This window comes from Streptomyces tibetensis, from assembly GCF_040647715.1.
Lineage (GTDB): Bacteria > Actinomycetota > Actinomycetes > Streptomycetales > Streptomycetaceae > Streptomyces > Streptomyces tibetensis_A.
The window spans coordinates 188221-205100 of the sequence record NZ_JBEZCR010000015.1 but is presented as its reverse complement, the minus strand read 5'-3'; the positions used below and the strand labels follow the sequence as shown (position 1 = coordinate 205100).

The 16880-nt window shown below is 69.2% G+C and carries 15 protein-coding genes and 1 riboswitch; of the genes, 8 read left to right on the top strand and 7 right to left on the bottom strand.

Translation table 11 applies throughout. The features are described 5' to 3' along the window. Positions 1 to 104: 104 nt before the first annotated feature. The 3 genes from def (at position 105) to AB0B29_RS33165 (ending at position 3503) form a co-directional block, all read left to right on the top strand. Positions 105 to 755 carry a peptide deformylase gene (gene def / locus AB0B29_RS33175; RefSeq protein ID WP_053672393.1) on the top strand — a complete coding sequence of 217 codons (651 nt, stop codon included), beginning with the start codon at positions 105 to 107 and terminating at the stop codon, positions 753 to 755. A 295-nt stretch (positions 756 to 1050) separates the two neighbouring features. Further along, positions 1051 to 2136 (top strand): epi-isozizaene synthase, encoded by a 1086-nt coding sequence (gene cyc1 / locus AB0B29_RS33170; protein WP_362245634.1) that lies wholly within the window; start codon positions 1051 to 1053, stop codon positions 2134 to 2136. After that, on the top strand, positions 2133 to 3503 hold the full coding sequence (locus tag AB0B29_RS33165) for a bifunctional albaflavenone monooxygenase/terpene synthase (RefSeq protein ID WP_362245632.1): 1371 nt from the start codon (positions 2133 to 2135) through the stop codon (positions 3501 to 3503). Before cyc1 ends, AB0B29_RS33165 begins: the two co-directional genes overlap by 4 nt. A 12-nt stretch (positions 3504 to 3515) precedes the next feature. Here the strand turns inward: AB0B29_RS33165 and AB0B29_RS33160 are convergent, their stop codons facing one another. After that, positions 3516 to 4478, bottom strand: a complete 963-nt coding sequence (locus tag AB0B29_RS33160) for a GlxA family transcriptional regulator (protein WP_362245630.1) — start codon at positions 4476 to 4478, stop codon at positions 3516 to 3518. 93 nt (positions 4479 to 4571) lie between these two features. Here AB0B29_RS33160 and AB0B29_RS33155 point away from each other — a divergent pair, with 93 nt between their 5' ends. Further along, positions 4572 to 4814 (top strand): hypothetical protein, encoded by a 243-nt coding sequence (locus tag AB0B29_RS33155; RefSeq protein ID WP_362245628.1) that lies wholly within the window; start codon positions 4572 to 4574, stop codon positions 4812 to 4814. On the opposite strand, the gene AB0B29_RS33150 is transcribed toward AB0B29_RS33155, so the two are convergent. The 6 genes from AB0B29_RS33150 to AB0B29_RS33125 all read right to left on the bottom strand — a co-directional run bounded on the left by AB0B29_RS33150 (position 4727) and on the right by AB0B29_RS33125 (position 11834). After that, positions 4727 to 5734 carry a ribonucleotide-diphosphate reductase subunit beta gene (locus tag AB0B29_RS33150; RefSeq protein ID WP_361117981.1) on the bottom strand — a complete coding sequence of 336 codons (1008 nt, stop codon included), beginning with the start codon at positions 5732 to 5734 and terminating at the stop codon, positions 4727 to 4729. The two genes, AB0B29_RS33155 and AB0B29_RS33150, sit on opposite strands and share 88 nt — an antisense overlap. After that, complete coding sequence (locus tag AB0B29_RS33145) at positions 5734 to 8085, bottom strand: ribonucleoside-diphosphate reductase subunit alpha (protein WP_362245626.1); 2352 nt, start codon at positions 8083 to 8085, stop codon at positions 5734 to 5736. The genes AB0B29_RS33150 and AB0B29_RS33145 overlap by 1 nt, the downstream gene beginning before the upstream one ends. Positions 8086 to 8210: 125 nt before the next feature. Next, positions 8211 to 8366: riboswitch (cobalamin riboswitch) on the bottom strand. A 52-nt stretch (positions 8367 to 8418) separates the two neighbouring features. After that, on the bottom strand, positions 8419 to 8925 hold the full coding sequence (locus AB0B29_RS33140; protein WP_362245624.1) for a GNAT family N-acetyltransferase: 507 nt from the start codon (positions 8923 to 8925) through the stop codon (positions 8419 to 8421). A gap of 106 nt (positions 8926 to 9031) precedes the next feature. Then, positions 9032 to 10660, bottom strand: coding sequence for a monocarboxylate uptake permease MctP (gene mctP, locus AB0B29_RS33135; protein WP_362245622.1), 1629 nt, complete (start codon positions 10658 to 10660; stop codon positions 9032 to 9034). Continuing rightward, on the bottom strand, positions 10657 to 10923 hold the full coding sequence (locus AB0B29_RS33130; protein ID WP_362245620.1) for a DUF3311 domain-containing protein: 267 nt from the start codon (positions 10921 to 10923) through the stop codon (positions 10657 to 10659). The genes mctP and AB0B29_RS33130 overlap by 4 nt, the downstream gene beginning before the upstream one ends. 146 nt (positions 10924 to 11069) lie before the next feature. Beyond that, positions 11070 to 11834 carry a GntR family transcriptional regulator gene (locus tag AB0B29_RS33125; protein ID WP_362245618.1) on the bottom strand — a complete coding sequence of 255 codons (765 nt, stop codon included), beginning with the start codon at positions 11832 to 11834 and terminating at the stop codon, positions 11070 to 11072. A 313-nt stretch (positions 11835 to 12147) separates the two neighbouring features. Between AB0B29_RS33125 and AB0B29_RS33120 the strand changes: the two genes are divergently transcribed. From AB0B29_RS33120 to AB0B29_RS33105, 4 genes are all read left to right on the top strand, one after another. Further along, positions 12148 to 13428: an extracellular solute-binding protein gene (locus AB0B29_RS33120; protein ID WP_362245616.1), complete on the top strand. Its 1281-nt coding sequence runs from the start codon at positions 12148 to 12150 to the stop codon at positions 13426 to 13428. 73 nt (positions 13429 to 13501) lie between these two features. Continuing rightward, on the top strand, positions 13502 to 14491 hold the full coding sequence (locus AB0B29_RS33115) for a carbohydrate ABC transporter permease (RefSeq protein WP_362245614.1): 990 nt from the start codon (positions 13502 to 13504) through the stop codon (positions 14489 to 14491). After that, positions 14488 to 15330, top strand: a complete 843-nt coding sequence (locus tag AB0B29_RS33110; RefSeq protein ID WP_362245612.1) for a carbohydrate ABC transporter permease — start codon at positions 14488 to 14490, stop codon at positions 15328 to 15330. The genes AB0B29_RS33115 and AB0B29_RS33110 overlap by 4 nt, the downstream gene beginning before the upstream one ends. Before the next feature lie 9 nt (positions 15331 to 15339). Then, a complete protein-coding gene (locus AB0B29_RS33105) occupies positions 15340 to 16878 on the top strand; it encodes a glycoside hydrolase family 3 protein (protein WP_362245610.1) in 1539 nt (512 codons plus the stop codon). Positions 16879 to 16880 lie beyond the last annotated feature (2 nt).

Below are 16880 nucleotides of genomic sequence, written 5' to 3'. Positions count from 1 at the left end.
GTGAGGGCTGGCGCGCAGTTCCCCGCGCCCCTGACGGGGCGCCTTCCCCGTACCCTGTATCTGCATCCCGGCTTGGATTTGTTCAGGAAGGCGTACAAGACGTCATGGCTCAGCAGGACACCGATCAGCAGCGTGCGGGCGTGCTTCCCGTCGATGACGAGGGGTACGTGATCGACACGGAGGACTGCGAGGAGCGCGAGGCGGCCTGGCGGGAGCGGGGGACCTCGCGGCCGATCACGGTGGTCGGGAACCCGGTGCTGCACAAGGAGTGCAAGGACGTCACCGACTTCGGCGAGGAGTTCCAGCAGCTCGTCGCGGACATGTTCGCCAGCCAGCGCACCGCCGAGGGCGTGGGCCTGGCCGCCAACCAGATCGGCGTCGACGCGAAGGTCTTCGTCTACGACTGCCCGGACGACGAGGGCGTGCGGCACACCGGTGTCGTCTGCAACCCCAAGCTCGTCGAACTGCCCGCCGACAAGCGCCGCCTGGACGACAGCAACGAGGGCTGTCTGTCGGTGCCCACCGCGTACGCCCCGCTCGCCCGCCCCGACTACGCCGAGGTGACCGGGCAGGACGAGAAGGGCAACCCGATCCGGGTGCGCGGCACCGGATACTTCGCTCGGTGTTTGCAGCACGAGACGGACCACCTGTACGGCTACCTGTACATCGACCGGCTCTCCAAGCGCGAGCGCAAGGACGCCCTGCGGCAGATGGCCGAGAACGAGCCCCGCTACCCCGTGGTGGCCAACGACTGAGACCTCGGCTTCACCAGCCGCACGGCGTCTGTCCGGGTTTCCCACCCGGGACAGGCGCCGTTCCTCTGTGCCGTTCGCCTGTCCGTCGCACGTTCGACCGCTGCTGCTCTCCCGGTGATCCGCCGGAAGTCACACAACGGGAGATACCCGACGCTGTGGGGTGGTGAATGAAGCAAATACGTTCCCAGAACGGTCAGTTGTAGTGCTGAATGGGATGAGCGGGATATGCAACGGCGCACGCCCGGCACGAAGGGAGGGGCGCCCGCGCCAACTGGCGGCTGAGAGGGGTTAGTTCGTGCATGCTTTGTCACACGGCACCACATCGACACCGGCCACGATCGCAGTTCCACCATCGCTCTCTCTCCCGGTGATCGAGGCGGAGTTCCCCCGGCAACTCCACCCGTATTGGCCGAAGTGCCAGGAGAAGACCCGGGCCTGGCTGCTCGAAAAACGGCTCATGCCTGCGGACAAGGTGGAGGAATATGCCGACGGCCTTTGCTACACCGACCTCATGGCCGGGTACTACATCGGCTCCCCGGACGAGGTCATGCAGGCGATCGCCGACTACAGCGCGTGGTTCTTCGTCTGGGACGACCGTCACGACCGCGACATCGTGCTCGGCCGTCCCGCTTCCTGGCGGCTGCTGCGGGACCGGCTGCACTCGGCCCTCGATTCCCCCGGGGAACACCTGCACCACGAGGACCCACTGGTCGCCGGGTTCGCGGACAGCGTGCTGCGGCTGTACGCGTTCCTGACCCAGACGTGGAACCTCCGGTTCGCCCGGCACTTCCACGCGGTGATCGACGCGTACGACCGGGAGTTCCACAACCGCACGCAGGGCATCGTCCCGACGGTCGAGGAATACCTTCGGCTGCGACGGCTCACCTTCGCGCACTGGATATGGACGGACCTGCTGGAGTCGGCCGCCGGATGTGAACTCCCCGACGCCGTCCGCACACACCCGGCGTTTCGGCGGGCGGCGCTGCTGAGCCAGGAGTTCGCCGCCTGGTACAACGATCTGTGCTCGCTCCCGAAAGAGATAGCGGGCGACGAGGTGCACAATCTCGGAATCAGCCTCATCACCCATGAGGGACTGACTCTGGAACAGGCGGTCATGGAAGTCCGGTGCCGTGTCGAGAAAAGCATCAGCGATTTCCTCGACGCCGAGCAGGAAGCCTTACGGTTCGCCGACGACCTCGCCGACGGCACTGTGCGGGGAAAGGAACTGAGCGCCGCCGTGCGGGCCTGTCTGAGCAATATGCGGAACTGGTTCAGTTCCGTCTACTGGTTCCACCACGAGTCCGGCCGGTACATGGTCGACAGCTGGGACGACCGGTCCACGCCCCCGTACGTCAACAACGAAGCGGCAGGTGAGAAATGACCGTCGAGTCTGTGAAGCCCGAAACCCCGCCGACCGTGGGGCTGCGGGAGCCGCCCCGGGCGGGCGGTGGCATCCCGGTCCTCGGGCACGGCTGGAAGCTGGCGCGCGACCCGCTGGCGTTCATGTCCCGGCTGCGTGAGCACGGCGAGGTGGTGCGGCTGAAGCTCGGACCGAAGACGGTGTACGCGGTCACCACCCCGGACCTGACCGGCGCCCTGGCGCTGAGCAACGACTTCATCATCGCCGGGCCGCTGTGGGAGTCCCTGGAGGGCCTGCTCGGCAAGGAGGGCGTGGCCACGGCGAACGGCCCGCGGCACCGGCGCCAGCGGCGCACCATCCAGCCCGCCTTCCGGCTCGACGCCATCCCCGCCTACGGCCCGATCATGGAGGAGGAGGCCCACGCGCTCACCGAGCGCTGGAAGACCGGCGAGACGATCGACTGCACCTCCGAGTCCTTCCGGGTGGCCGTGCGCGTCGCGGCCCGCTGCCTGCTGCGCGGCGAGTACATGGACGAGCGGGCCGAGCGGCTGTGCGTCGCCCTCGCCACCGTCTTCCGGGGCATGTACCGGCGGATGGTGGTCCCGCTCGGGCCGCTCTACAACCTGCCGCTCCCGGCCAACCGCGAATTCAACCGCGCATTGGCCGATTTGCATCTCCTGGTCGACGAGATCGTCGCCGAGCGCCGGGCATCCGGTCAAAAGCCGGACGATTTGCTGACGGCATTGCTGGAGGCGAAGGACGACAATGGCGACCCGATCGGGGAACAGGAGATCCACGATCAGGTCGTCGCGATCCTGACCCCCGGCAGCGAAACCATCGCCTCCACGATCATGTGGCTGTTGCATATGCTCGCGGAGCACCCGGAACACGCCGACCGGGTGCGCGACGAAGTGCAAGCCGTCACCGGTGGGAGGCCGGTGGCATTCGCAGACGTCCGCGGACTCAGGCACACCAACAATGTCGTGATCGAGTGCATACGTTTGAGGCCCGCCGTGTGGATTCTGACGCGCCGGGCGGTGCGGGACACGGAACTAGGTGGATACCGTATTCCGTCCGGGGCGGACATCATCTACAGCCCGTTCGCGATCCAGCGCGACCCGAGGTCGTACGAGCGAAACCTGGAGTTCGACCCGGACCGCTGGCTTCCGGACCGGGTCAAGGACATCCCGAAGCACGCCATGAGCCCGTTCAGCGTGGGCAACCGCAAGTGCCCGAGCGACCACTTCTCGATGGCCATGCTGACGCTGATCACGGCGGCACTGGCCACCAAGTTCCGCTTCGAGCAGGTGCCGGGGTCGAAGGACGACGCACGGGTGGGGATCACGCTCCGGCCGCACGACCTGCTGGTGCGGCCGGTCGCGCGGTGACCGAGCCGCGCCTCAGGCCGCTTCGGGGCCTCTGAACGTGCGCCGGTAGGCGTTCGGGGTGGTCCCGATCACCCGGACGAAGTGGTGGCGCAGGGTGGCCGCGTTGCCGAACCCCGTCCGGCCGGCGATCGCGTCCATGGTCTCGTCCGTCGCCTCCAGCAGCCGCTGGGCCAGCAGCACGCGCTGGCGCAGGATCCAGCGGTAGGGAGTAGTGCCCGTCTCCTGCTGGAAGCGGCGGGCGAAGGTCCGCGGGGACATGTGGGCGCGGGCGGCCAGCTGCTCGACGGTGACCTCCTCGTCCAGGTGCCGCTCCATCCACGCCAGCACCTCGCCGATCGTGTCGGCCTCGGGGAGCGGCAGCGGTCGCTCGATGTACTGGGCCTGGCCGCCGTCGCGGTGCGGCGGCACCACCATCCGCCGGGCGATCTTGTTGGCGACCTCGGTGCCCTGCTCCTTGCGCACCAGGTGGAGGCAGGCGTCGATCCCGGCGGCCGTCCCGGCGGAGGTGATCACGGGGTCCTCGTCGACGTACAGCACGTCCTGCTCCACGACCACGCGCGGGTACTGCCGGGCGAGGTCCTGGGCGTGTTTCCAGTGCGTGGCGCAGCGGCGGCCGTCCAGCAGTCCGGCCGCGGCCAGCACGAAGACTCCGGAACAGACGCTCAGCACCCGGGCGCCGCGGTCGACCGCGCGGCGCAGGGCGTCCAGCAGTTCCGGCGGGAAGTCCCGGTGCGCGTAGCTCTGCCCGGCCGGCACGGCGATCAGGTCGGCCGTCTCCAGCCGCTCCAGGCCGTGCTCGGCCTGGAGCGAGAAGCCAGAGTTCATCCGCAGCACCGGGCCCTCGGCCGAGGCGACGGCGAAGTCGTACACCGGCAGGCCCTCGTCGCTCCGGTCGGTGCCGAAGACCTCGCACACCACACCCAGTTCGAAGGGGTTCACGCCGTCGAGCAGGGCGACGGCCACGTTCTGCAGCATGCGTCCAGTGTGCCTCGCCCTTGGCAGTAATTCGAGGGTCTACGGCAGTACTGCCACTGACGGTAAGGAGTCATCGGCGCGACAGTGGTGTCCATGAACAGCAACCAGGTAGAAGCACTGATCGGACTGACCGCCACCCTCGGGATCCTGGTCCTCCTGATCCTCCCGTCCGTGATCGGCCTGGTGCGCGAGAGGCGCATCGACCGTCAGATCAGGGAGGCCCAGGAGGCCCGTGAGGAGGTGCCGGCTCAGAAGTCCTCGTCCAGGTCGACGGTGCCCTCCACCGCCACCTGGTACGCCGAGGGCCGCCGCTCGAAGAAGTTGGTCAGCTCCTGAACCCCCTGGAGCTCCATGAAGGAGAAGGGGTTCTCGGAGCCGTACACCGGAGCGAAGCCGAGGCGGGTCAGCCGCTGGTCCGCCACGCACTCCAGGTACTGCCGCATCGACTCGGTGTTCATGCCCGGCAGGCCGTCACCGCACAGGTCGCGCGCGAACTGCAGCTCGGCCTCGACGGCCTCCCGGAGCATGTCCGTCACCTCCTGCTGGAGCCGGTCGTCGAAGAGCTCCGGCTCCTCCTTGCGGACGGTGTCTACCACGTCGAAGGCGAAGGACATGTGCATCGTCTCGTCGCGGAACACCCAGTTGGTGCCGGTGGCGAGGCCGTGCAGCAGGCCCCGGCTGCGGAACCAGTAGACGTACGCGAAGGCCCCGTAGAAGAACAGGCCCTCGATGCACGCGGCGAAGCAGATGAGGTTGAGCAGGAAGCGGCGGCGGTCCGCCTGTGACTCCAGGCGCTCCAGCTTCTCGACCTCGTTGATCCACTTGAAGCAGAACCCGGCCTTCTCGCGGATGGACGGGATGTTCTCCACGGCCGCGAAGGCCGCCGCGCGGTCCTCCGGGTCGGGGAGATACGTGTCGAGCAGCGTCAGATAGAACTGGACGTGCACGGCCTCCTCGAAGAGCTGGCGGCTCAGGTACAGCCGCGCCTCGGGGGAGTTGATGTGCTTGTACAGCGTCAGCACCAGGTTGTTCGCGACGATCGAGTCGCCCGTCGCGAAGAAGGCGACCAGCCGGCCGATGAGGTGCTGCTCCGCGGGGGAGAGCTTGGCGAGGTCGGCGACGTCCGAGTGGAGGTCGACCTCCTCCACGGTCCAGGTGTTCTTGATGGCGTCCCGGTAGCGCTCGTAGAAGTCGGGGTAGCGCATGGGGCGCAGGGTGAGTTCGAAGCCGGGGTCGAGAAGGTTCTGGGTGCTCATTACTGGCAGGCCTCGCAGGACTCGGGGTTTTCCAGGGAGCAGGCGACCGCTTCGGGGTCCGGGGTGGCCTGCGCGGGGACGGTGGCCTGTGCGGCGCGGGCGATGCGGGTCGCCGGGCGCGAGCGCAGGTAGTACGTCGTCTTCAGCCCGGACTTCCAGGCGTAGGCGTACATCGAGGAGAGCTTGCCGATGGTCGGCGTCTCCAGGAACAGGTTCAGGGACTGGGACTGGTCCAGGAACGGGGTCCTGGCCGCCGCCATGTCGATCAGACCGCGCTGCGGGATCTCCCACGCCGTGCGGTAGAGGGCGCGCACGTCCTCGGGGATCCAGGCGAAGCCCTGCACCGATCCGTTGGCCTCGCGCAGGGCCTCACGACTGCGGGCGTCCCACACGCCGAGCCGCTTCAGCTCGTCCACCAGGTAGGAGTTGACCTGGAGGAACTCGCCCGACAGGGTCTCGCGCTTGAACAGGTTGGACACCTGCGGCTCGATGCACTCGTACACGCCCGCGATGGACGCGATCGTCGCCGTGGGGGCGATGGCCAGGAGCAGCGAGTTGCGCAGACCGGTCGTGGCGATGCGCTCCCGCAGCGCCGCCCAGCGCTCCGGCCAGGCCGGCTCCACGCCGTAGTGGTCGGGGTGCAGCACACCCCGGGCCGTACGGGTCTTCTCCCAGGCCGGAAGCGGGCCGCTCCGCTCGGCCAGGTCGGCGGAGGCCTCGTACGCGGCGAGCATGATCCGCTCGGCGATGCGGGTGGACAGGGCCTTGGCCTCGGGCGAGTCGAAGGGCAGGCGCAGCTGGAAGAAGACGTCCTGCAGGCCCATCGCGCCGAGGCCGACCGGGCGCCAGCGGGCGTTGGAGCGGCCCGCCTGCTCGGTCGGGTAGAAGTTGATGTCCACGACCCGGTCCAGGAACGTGACGGCCGTGCGGACCGTCTCGTCCAGCCGCTCCCAGTCGATGTCCCCACCGGTCACGAACGCGCCGAGGTTCACCGAGCCCAGGTTGCAGACCGCAGTCTCGCCGTCGTCGGTGACCTCCAGGATCTCCGTGCAGAGGTTGGAGGAGTGCACGACGTGGCCGGGCTCGGCCGTCTGGTTGGCGGTGCGGTTGGCGGCGTCCTTGAACGTCATCCAGCCGTTGCCGGTCTGCGCCAGGGTGCGCATCATGCGGCCGTACAGCTCACGGGCGGGCAGGGCCTTCTTCGCCAGGCCCTTCGCCTCGGCGGCCCGGTACGCGGTGTCGAACTCCTCGCCCCACAGGTCGACCAGCTCGGGCACGTCCGAGGGGGAGAACAGTGACCATTCGGCGTCGGCGTTCACGCGCCGCATGAACTCGTCCGGCACCCAGTGCGCCAGGTTCAGGTTGTGCGTACGGCGCGCGTCCTCGCCGGTGTTGTCCCGCAGCTCCAGGAACTCCTCGATGTCGGAGTGCCAGGTCTCCAGGTAGACCGCGGCCGCGCCCTTGCGCCGACCGCCCTGGTTCACGGCGGCGACCGAGGCGTCCAGGGTCTTCAGGAACGGGACGATGCCGTTGGAGTGGCCGTTGGTGCCGCGGATCAGCGAACCGCGGGCCCGGATGCGGGAGTACGCGAGTCCGATGCCGCCGGCGTGCTTCGACAGCCGGGCCACCTGGTGGTACCGGTCGTAGATCGAGTCCAGCTCGTCCTTGGGGGAGTCCAGGAGGTAGCAGGACGACATCTGGGGGTGCCGGGTGCCGGAGTTGAACAGGGTGGGGGAGGAGGGCAGGTAGTCGAGGCGGCTCATGAGCCCGTAGAGCGCCGCGACCTCGTCCAGTGCGCGCGTGGTGTCGTCCTCGGCGAGGCCGCTGGCCACCCGCAGCAGGAAGTGCTGGGGTGTCTCGACGACCTTGCGGGTGTGCGGGTGGCGCAGCAGGTAACGGCTGTGCAGCGTGCGCAGGCCGAAGTAGCCGAAGCGGTCGTCGGCCGCCCGGTCGATCAGCGCGTCGAGGCGGGCGGCGTGGACGCGCACGAACTCGGCGGTGCGGTCGGCGATGAGGCCCTCGCGGTGGCCGACCGCGACGGACTCGGTGAAGGACGTGACGCCCTGCGAGGCGGCCTCCTCGCGGATGCCGATGGTCAGCAGCCGGGCGGCCAGCCGGGAGTAGGCGGGGTCCTCGGAGATCAGACCGGCCGCGGCCTCCGTCGCCAGCTCCCGCAACTCCCGCTCGTCCGCCCGCGCGGACCGGCCGCGCAACGCGGCGGCGGCGACCCGGCCGGGGTCGGCGTCGGGGAGGTCGGCGGTCAGCTCGGTCAGGGTCCGCAGCAGCGCGGCGCCGGGGGCGTCGTGCTCTTCTTCGGCGGCTGAGACCGGTTCGGCTGGCGCGATGGTCACGTGGGGCTCTCCCTCGCTCGGCACGGGGGCCTCGTCGAGGGCAGGGGGCAGCACACGAGCGCACGCGGCGTCGCGTCCACCGGCCCATTCCACGAGGCCCGGACGTCAGGGCACACCGGCCGGGTGGCCGGGGCGCGCTGTCGGCAGGTCCTCGGACTGACTCCTGTGCGGGGCGGTACCGGGAACGGAGGGTTCCGGGAACAGACATGCACAAGTACACCGTTGCGGGACAGTTCCGGATTCGCACCGGATTCCCCTGCGGCGACAGCGAGCATGAGCATACATCTTGTGCCGGGTTCGAACGGCACCCCCAGATGTTGTGTCGCGCTGGTTTCAGAGCGTCAACTCATAGGTGAGGAGAGTGATGTCCGTCAGCTCCGGGAGGGGGTTCCAGTCACGCTCGGGTGTGCGAGTGAAGCCCAGCCGTTCGTAGATGCGGTGGGCCGCGTGCATGGTGGGCTGGGTCGACAGCACGACGCTCCGGCAGCCCTGGGTGGCCCGCGCCCGCTCGACGCAGGAGCGCACGAGGGCCTCGCCGACTCCCTGTCCGCGGGCCGCGTGCGCCACGGCGAGCATGCGGATCTCGGCCTCTCCGGGGCCGGCTATGTCGGCCATGGGGCCGCCGGACGGGACGAAGGTGACGCCGCCGAGCACGCGACCGTCCCTGAGTGCGGCCAGGACCTCCGCGGAGGCCGCCCGTGCGGCGACGTCCCGCAGCACGTGCCGGTACGGGTCGCTGTGGCCGAAGTCGAGGAGGCCGTCCTGAAGGTAGGCCTGGGCGGTGAGGGCGCCGAGTTCGTCGTATTCGGTGGGTTCCACGGGGCGGATCAGGAGGTCCATGACGTGAGTGTGCACGAAAGCGGGCCGCCGAGGGTGCTTGCTCCTCGGCGGCCCGCTGCCGGGTTGCCTGTGGTTGCTCGCGCAGTTCCCCGCGCCCTGAAGGCCCTTAGTGCGAGGTGCCTGCTGTCGCGGGCGGGAGTTCCACCTGAACCCCCGGGTCGCCCGCGTCCGCCGTGTAGTCCTCCGGCTTGGTCTCGTCGATGCCGTCGGGGGCCTTCAGGGCCTTCAGGACGAAGGTCAGGACCACCGTCACCACCACGTTCAGGACGAACGCCGTGAGGCCGATGTAGCCGATCTCCCCGATGCCCGGGATCTCCTTCGCCGAGCCACCGAAGTGCTTCTGGGTCGGGGAGGCCACGCCGTACGCGGCGACCGTGCCGTAGATCATGCCGACCGCCCAGCCCGCGAGCAGGGCCCAGCGGTGGAACCAGCGGGTGAACAGGCCGCCGACCAGGGCCGGGAAGGTCTGCAGAATCCAGATGCCGCCCAGGAGCTGGAAGTTGATGGCGACGGTCTTGTCCATGGTGAGGACGAAGACCAGCGCGCCGACCTTCACCAGCAGGGAGACCAGCTTGGAGACCTTGGTCTCCTGCGCCGGGGTGGCGTCCGGCTTGATGAAGTCCTTGTAGATGTTGCGGGTGAAGAGGTTCGCGGCGGCGATGGACATGATGGCCGCCGGCACCAGCGCGCCGATGCCGATCGCCGCGAACGCCACACCGGCGAACCAGTCCGGGAACATCGTCTCGAACAGCTGCGGGATCGCCAGCTGGCCGTTCTGTACCTTGATGCCGGCCGCGATCGCCATGAACCCGAGCAGCGCCAGCAGGCCCAGCATCAGCGAGTACAGCGGCAGGATCGTGGTGTTGCGGCGGATCACCTCACGGCTCTTCGAGGACAGTGTCGCCGTGATCGAGTGCGGGTACATGAACAGCGCGAGGGCGGAGCCAAGCGCCAGCGTGGCGTACGTCCACTGGCCCGGCTCGGCCGGTGCCAGCGCACCGCGCGGCGCTCCCGTCGCCGGGTTGGTCTGGCTGTACGCCTCACCGGCCTTGGCGAAGATCTCGTCGAAGCCGCCCAGCTTGATCGGGATGTAGATGATCGCCACCGCGATGACGATGTAGATCAGCGTGTCCTTCACGAACGCGATCAGCGCGGGGGCCCGCAGACCCGAGGAGTACGTGTACGCCGCCAGCACACCGAACGCGATCAGCAGCGGCAGGTCCTTGATGAACCAGTTGGTGTTCTCGCCGCCGCCGACGCCCATCACGTCCAGCACGGCCTGGATGCCGACGAGTTGGAGCGCGATGTACGGCATCGTCGCCAGGATGCCCGTCACCGCCACCGCCAGCGACAGGCCCTTCGAGCCGAAGCGGCCGCGCACGAAGTCGGACGTCGTGACGTACCCGTGCTTGTGGGAGACCGACCACAGGCGCGGGAGGAAGGTGAAGATCAGCGGGTACACCAGGATCGTGTAGGGCACGGCGAAGAAGCCGGCCGCTCCCGCCGCGTAGATCGCCGCCGGCACGGCGACGAACGTGTACGCCGTGTACAGGTCGCCACCGAGCAGGAACCAGGTGATCCAGGTGCCGAACGAGCGGCCGCCCAGGCCCCATTCGTCCAGGCTGTGCTCGTTCTCGGCCTTGCGCCAGCGCGCGGCCAGGAAGCCCATGACCGTCACGGCCAGGAAGAAGAAGATGAAGACGCCGAGCGCGACGCCGTTCACGCCGTCCTTCACTGCGACGCACCGCCCTTCGCGGCCGAGCGGGCGCGCTGGTCACGCTGCCACAGCTTATAGGCGATCATCGTGAGAGCGGTGGAGATCAGCACCCAGGCCATCTGGTACCAGTAGAAGAACGGGATCCCGATGAAGGCCGGGTCGGTCTTGGCGTACGAGCCGACCCACAGCATGGCCACGAACGGCGCTATGAGGCAGACGGCGATGACGACGCGCACGGGCGTCACCACCGGCCCTCCACTGGCTTCTGGGGCTTGCGACATCAGGCGGCTCCGTCCCCTTGGTGATCACCTGTGCAATGCGCAGGCAATCTAGGTCAGGGTGTGCCCATGGCGGAACCCCTCGTCCGCAATGCGGTACCCAACCGAAACCAGGCCTCAGCAGTGACGGAAGCGCGCGCGGGGTGCATCTAGTCGGCGGGCCGCTTCAGCCGCGCCACGAACTTGTACCGGTCCCCCCGGTAGACCGACCGCACCCACTCCACCGGCTGCCCGTCCCGGTCCAGCGAGTGCCGGGAGAGCATCAGCATCGGCAGGCCGACGTCGGTGCCCAGCAGACCGGCTTCGCGGGGTGTCGCCAGCGATGTCTCGATGGTCTCCTCGGCCTCCGCGAGACGGACGTCGTAGACCTCGGCGAGCGCCGTGTAGAGGGATGTGTACTTCACCAGCGAGCGCCGCAGCGCCGGGAAGCGCTTCGCGCTGAGGTGGGTGGTCTCGATGGCCATCGGCTCCCCGTTGGCCATGCGCAGCCGCTCGATGCGCAGCACGCGTCCGCCGGGCGTGATGTCGAGCAGCCCGGCCAGGCGGTCGTCGGCGGTGATGTAGCCGATGTCCAGCAGCTGCGAGGTGGGTTCGAGGCCCTGGGCGCGCATGTCCTCGGTGTAGGAGGTCAGTTGCAGCGCCTGCGAGACCTTCGGCTTGGCGACGAAGGTGCCCTTGCCCTGGATGCGCTCCAGCCGGCCCTCGACGACCAGTTCCTGCAGCGCCTGGCGCACGGTGGTGCGCGAGGTGTCGAACTCCGCCGCCAGCGTGCGCTCGGGCGGGACCGGCGTGCCCGGCGCCTGGGTCTCCGTCATGTCGAGCAGGTGCTTCTTCAGGCGGTAGTACTTGGGCACGCGCGCGGTACGGACGGGCACCCCGTTCTCGTTCTCCGCACTGCTGACGTCGGTGCTCATGCTCCGCCTTCCCGGCCCGTCTGCCGACACGATCCCACTTGTATACCGTCGGCGCGTCTTTTGGTCTAGTCCACCATTCCCTGTGGTCTACCCGCAGTATGCCGTGTCCCGCCCGGGTTTTCGCTGGCTTCTTACTTAAAGGTTCCTGCATATGTAGGTCGCATAACGGCTGGTCAGAGCCGTATCGCGACCCTTGACAGGCCTTCTGGTCTGGTCCAAGCTCCCCGGTACTGGTCTACACCATTGGTCCAGGCCCGGCCCCACGTTCACTGCGGGGAGCCAGGGGGGTTGTGGGATCCCTGAGGAGGGTGGCGTGAAGCGCAAGCTGACAGCCGCGATCGGTATCGCGGGCATGATGGTCTCCATCGCGGCATGCGGGGGCGAGGGCGGCGGGGGCTCCGACAAGGGCGCGGACGCCAAGGAGCTGACCGTCTGGCTCACCGTCGACGCCCAGAACAACTGGCCGGGACTGGTGAAGGCCGCCGACGCCGCCGTGCAGAAGAAGCACCCCGGCCTCAAGATCAACCACGAGTACTACGGCTGGCCCGACAAGAACGCCAAGCTCGACGCCGTCCTCGCCACGGACAAGGCTCCCGACGTGGTCGAGATGGGCAACACCGAGATGCTCGGCTACATGGTCAAGGGCGCCTTCGCCCCCCTCGACGCCGCCGAGTTCGACAACTCGGACGCCTGGCTGGACGGCCTCAAGGCCTCGGTCACCTACGACGGCAAGACCTACGGCGTCCCGTACTACGCCGGCGGCCGCGTCGCCAACTGGCGCAAGGACGTGGCGGCATCGGTCGGGGTGAAGTCGACGCCGAAGACGTACGAGGAGCTGACCGCCGCCCTGGACAAGATCCAGAAGAAGCAGGGCGGCAAGTTCAGCGCCTGGTACCAGCCCACCCGCGACTGGTACGCGGCCATGTCCTTCGTCTACGACGCGGGCGGCGCCATCGCCACCGAGTCGGGCGGGCAGTGGAAGGCATCCCTGTCCTCGCCCGAGTCCCTCAAGGGCCTGAAGGAGTTCAAGAACGTCGTCGACTCCTACATGCACGGCGACAAGACCAAGGACGAGTCCGACCGCTACATCGTCTACGGCCAGGGCAAGTCCGCCATGATCTTCGCCGCCGCCTGGGAGGGCGCCACCGCCGAGGATCCGAAGAACGACAAGACCGGCAAGCTCAAGGGCAACCTCGAGAACTTCGTGATGCCCGGCCCGTCCGGCAAGAACATGCCCGTCTTCCTGGGCGGCTCCGACCTCGCCGTGCCGGTGAAGTCCGACGCCCAGGCCCTGGCCGCCGAGTGGATCAACGCGTTCACCGGCTCCTCCGGGCAGAAGGGCCTGATGGCCAAGGGCAACCTGCCGAACAACAAGACCGACCTCGCGACGCTCAAGAACGACCCGAAGACGGCCGTCCCCGCCACCGCGGCCGAGTCCAGCTGGTTCGTCCCCATGGCACCCGGCTGGGGCCAGGTCGAGAAGGCGCAGATCCTGCAGACCATGCTGCAGAGCATCGGCACCGGCAAGAAGTCCGTGGAGGCCGCCGCCAAGGAGGCGGACGCCGCGATCGACAAGGTCATCAACACCAAGTGACCTGAGCGCGGGGCTCCCCGGCATGCGGAGCCCCGCCGTCGTCAAGACCTGAGGGACCGCCGAGGAGCACGCGATGAGTGCCGCAGACACCACCACCACTGCCAAGGTGCCGCCACCGCGGCAGGCACCACCACCGCCCCCGAAGGACCGGCGGCCCCGCGGACAGCGCACGTCGGGCGGGGCACTGGCCCCCTGGCTGCTGCTCGCGCCCTGCCTGCTGATCCTCGCCCTGGTCATGGGCTATCCGCTGGCCCGCCTGGTCACCCTGTCCTTCCAGAAGTTCGGCCAGTCCCAGCTGTGGGGCTTCCAGCCGGCCGAGTCGGTCGGGTTCGACAACTTCGCCAAGGTGCTGGGCGACGGCGAGTTCTGGGCCGTCGTCCTGCGCACGATCGTCTTCGCCGCCGGCGCCGTCGTCTTCACCATGGTGATCGGCATGGCGCTCGCCCTGCTGCTCCAGCGGGTCTCCGGCTGGCTGAAGATGCTCATCAACATCGTGCTGGTGGCCAGCTGGGGCATGCCGGTGATCGTGGCGACCACCGTCTTCAAGTGGCTCTTCGACTCCGACTACGGCGTCTTCAACGCACTGCTCAGCAAACTGCCCGGTGTCGAGATGATCGGGCACAACTGGTTCGCCAGCGGCCCCGAGGGCCTGGCCGTGATCATGCTGTTGGTGATCTGGGGAGCCGTGCCGTTCGTGGTCATCACCCTCAGCGCCGGCCTCACCCAGGTCCCCAAGGAGCTGGAGGAGGCCGCCCGTCTGGACGGCGCCGGCTCCTGGGGCGTCTTCCGCTTCGTCACCCTGCCCGTCCTCAAGCCGATCATCGTGATGCTCACGACCCTGTCGGTCATCTGGGACATGGGCGTCTTCCCCCAGGTGTTCGTCATGCGGGGCGGCCACCCCGAGCCGGAGTTCCAGGTCCTCAACACCTACTCCTACGACCGGGCGTTCGTGGTCAACGACTACGGCCAGGGCTCGGCCATCGCGCTGATCACCGTCCTGCTGCTGCTCGGCGTGGTCGCCGTCTACATGCGGCAGATGCTGAAGATCGGAGAGGTCGAATGAGCACACTCGCCGGAGCCCGACGCCGTAAGTCGCGGCTGGGCTGGAACCTCCTCGGCCTCCTCGTCTTCGTCGTCGCCGGCTTCCCGCTCTACTGGATGCTCAACACGGCGTTCAAGCCCGCCAAGGACGCCATCGACCCTGACCCGAGCCTGCTGCCGACCGGCCTCACCCTCGACAACTTCAGCCGGGCCCTGGACATCGCCGACTTCTGGGGGCCCGTGGGCCGCAGCCTGGTCGTGTCGCTGGCCGTGGTCGTCATCGGCATGGCCGTCGGGCTGCTGGCCGCGCTCGCCATCTCGCGCTTCGCCTTCCGCGGCCGCAAGATCGTGATCGTGGGCATCCTCGCCGTGCAGATGGTCCCGCTGGTCGCCATGATCATCCCGGTGTTCCTGCTGCTCAACGACCTGGGCCAGTACGACCGGCTGACCGGCCTCATCATCACGTACCTGACCTTCATCCTCCCGTTCACGGTGTGGACGCTGCGGGGCTTCATCGTCAACATCCCGAGGGAACTGGAGGAGGCGGCCATGGTCGACGGCTGCTCCCGCACCGGCGCCTTCCTCCGGGTCGTCTTCCCCCTCCTGGCCCCCGGCATGGTCGCCACCTCGGTCTACGGTTTCATCCAGGCCTGGAACGAGTACCTGTACGCCCTGATGCTCCTCAGCCAGAAGAACCAGACCGCGACCGTCTGGCTCGGCAACTTCACCACCAAACACGGCACCGAATACGCCCCGATGATGGCCGGCGCCACGATGATGGCCGTGCCGATCGTCGCCCTCTTCCTCCTCGTCCAGCGCAAGATGGCCGCGGGCCTGACCGCGGGCGCCGTGAAGGGATGACCTCACCCGATGACGACACTCGCCAGCGGCACCGACACGCTCATCCGCGACGCCCTGACGGTCCTCCAGCCCGGCTTCACCGGCACCACCGCCCCCGACTGGCTGCTCCGGCGGCTCGGTGAGGGCCTCGCCTCCGTCGGGCTGTTCGGCCGCAACATCGCCTCGCCGGACCAACTGGCCGCCCTGACCGCCCAGCTGCGTGCCGAGCGCGACGACGTCCTCGTCGCGATCGACGAGGAGGGCGGCGACGTGACCCGCCTGGAGGTGCGCAGCGGCTCCTCCTTCCCGGGCAACCACGCCCTCGGCGCGGTCGACGACGTGGAGCTGACCCAGCAGGTCGCCCACGAACTGGGCCGACGTCTCGCCGCCTGTGGCGTCAACCTCAACTGGGCCCCGTCCGCCGACGTCAACTCCGACCCGCGCAATCCGGTCATCGGCGTCCGCTCCTTCGGCGCCGACACCGACCTGGCCGCCCGCCACACCGCCGCCTACGTCACCGGCCTGCAGTCCGCCGGTGTCGCCGCCTGCACCAAGCACTTCCCCGGTCACGGCGACACCGCCGTCGACTCCCACCACGCCCTGCCGCGCATCGACGTCCACGCCGAGGTGCTGACCGAGCGCGAACTGACCCCGTTCCGCGCCGCCATCGCCGCCGGCACCCGGGCCGTCATGAGCGCCCACATCCTGGTCCCCGCGCTGGACCCCGACCGCCCGGCCACCCTCTCCCGCCGCATCCTCACCGGCCTGCTGCGCGACGAACTGGGCTACGACGGCCTCATCACCACCGACGGCATGGAGATGCGCGCCATCGCCGACACCTACGGCATCGAACGCGGCAGCGTCCTCGCCATCGCCGCGGGCGCCGACGCCATCTGCGTGGGCGGCGGCCTCGCCGACGACGCGACCGTGCTGCGCCTGCGGGACGCCCTGGTCGCGGCCGTACGGTCGCGTGAACTCCCCGAGGAACGCCTCGCCGAGGCCGCCGACCGGGTACGTGCACTGGCCCGCTGGGCGGCCACGTCGGGCCGCCCGGCTGAGAGCGCCCACGGCACCGAGATCGGCCTGCACGCCGCCCGCCGCGCCCTCACCGTGACCGCCGCGCCCGGCCTCGGCAGCCCCGACACCTTCGAGCCCCTCACGGAACCGCCCTACGTCGCCGCCCTCACCCCCGTCGCCAACATCGCCGTGGGCGACGAGACCCCGTGGGGCGTCGCCGCGGAGCTCGTCCACCTCCTGCCGGGCACGGTGACGGGCAGCTTCTCCGCCGGGGACGGCCCGCAGAGCGCGGCCGGTGAGAGCGCCGGACGGGCGGCACTGGAGGCGGCCGGCCGGCGCCGGATCGTGGCGGTCGTCCGCGACGAACACCGCCACCCCTGGATGGCCTCGGCCCTCGACACCCTGCTGGCCGCCCGCCCCGACACCGTCGTCGTGGAGATGGGCGTCCCCCAGGCCGCCCCGCGTGGCGCCCTGCACATCGCCACCCACGGCGCGGCCCGCGTCTGCGGCCGGGCGGCGGCCGAGGTGATCGCCGGGGTCACGGGGCTGTGAGG

Bases quoted from the DNA above. Each gene is read 5' to 3' on its own strand.
- AB0B29_RS33130 (WP_362245620.1), bottom strand. From the start codon at position 10,923: ATGTCGCAAGCCCCAGAAGCCAGTGGAGGGCCGGTGGTGACGCCCGTG.
- def (WP_053672393.1), top strand. From the start codon at position 105: ATGGCTCAGCAGGACACCGATCAGCAGCGTGCGGGCGTGCTTCCCGTC.
- AB0B29_RS33165 (WP_362245632.1), top strand. From the start codon at position 2,133: ATGACCGTCGAGTCTGTGAAGCCCGAAACCCCGCCGACCGTGGGGCTG.
- AB0B29_RS33105 (WP_362245610.1), top strand. From the start codon at position 15,340: ATGACGACACTCGCCAGCGGCACCGACACGCTCATCCGCGACGCCCTG.
- AB0B29_RS33155 (WP_362245628.1), top strand. From the start codon at position 4,572: ATGAACAGCAACCAGGTAGAAGCACTGATCGGACTGACCGCCACCCTC.
- AB0B29_RS33140 (WP_362245624.1), bottom strand. From the start codon at position 8,925: ATGGACCTCCTGATCCGCCCCGTGGAACCCACCGAATACGACGAACTC.
- AB0B29_RS33150 (WP_361117981.1), bottom strand. From the start codon at position 5,734: ATGAGCACCCAGAACCTTCTCGACCCCGGCTTCGAACTCACCCTGCGC.
- AB0B29_RS33160 (WP_362245630.1), bottom strand. From the start codon at position 4,478: ATGCTGCAGAACGTGGCCGTCGCCCTGCTCGACGGCGTGAACCCCTTC.
- AB0B29_RS33110 (WP_362245612.1), top strand. From the start codon at position 14,488: ATGAGCACACTCGCCGGAGCCCGACGCCGTAAGTCGCGGCTGGGCTGG.
- AB0B29_RS33125 (WP_362245618.1), bottom strand. From the start codon at position 11,834: ATGAGCACCGACGTCAGCAGTGCGGAGAACGAGAACGGGGTGCCCGTC.
- AB0B29_RS33115 (WP_362245614.1), top strand. From the start codon at position 13,502: ATGAGTGCCGCAGACACCACCACCACTGCCAAGGTGCCGCCACCGCGG.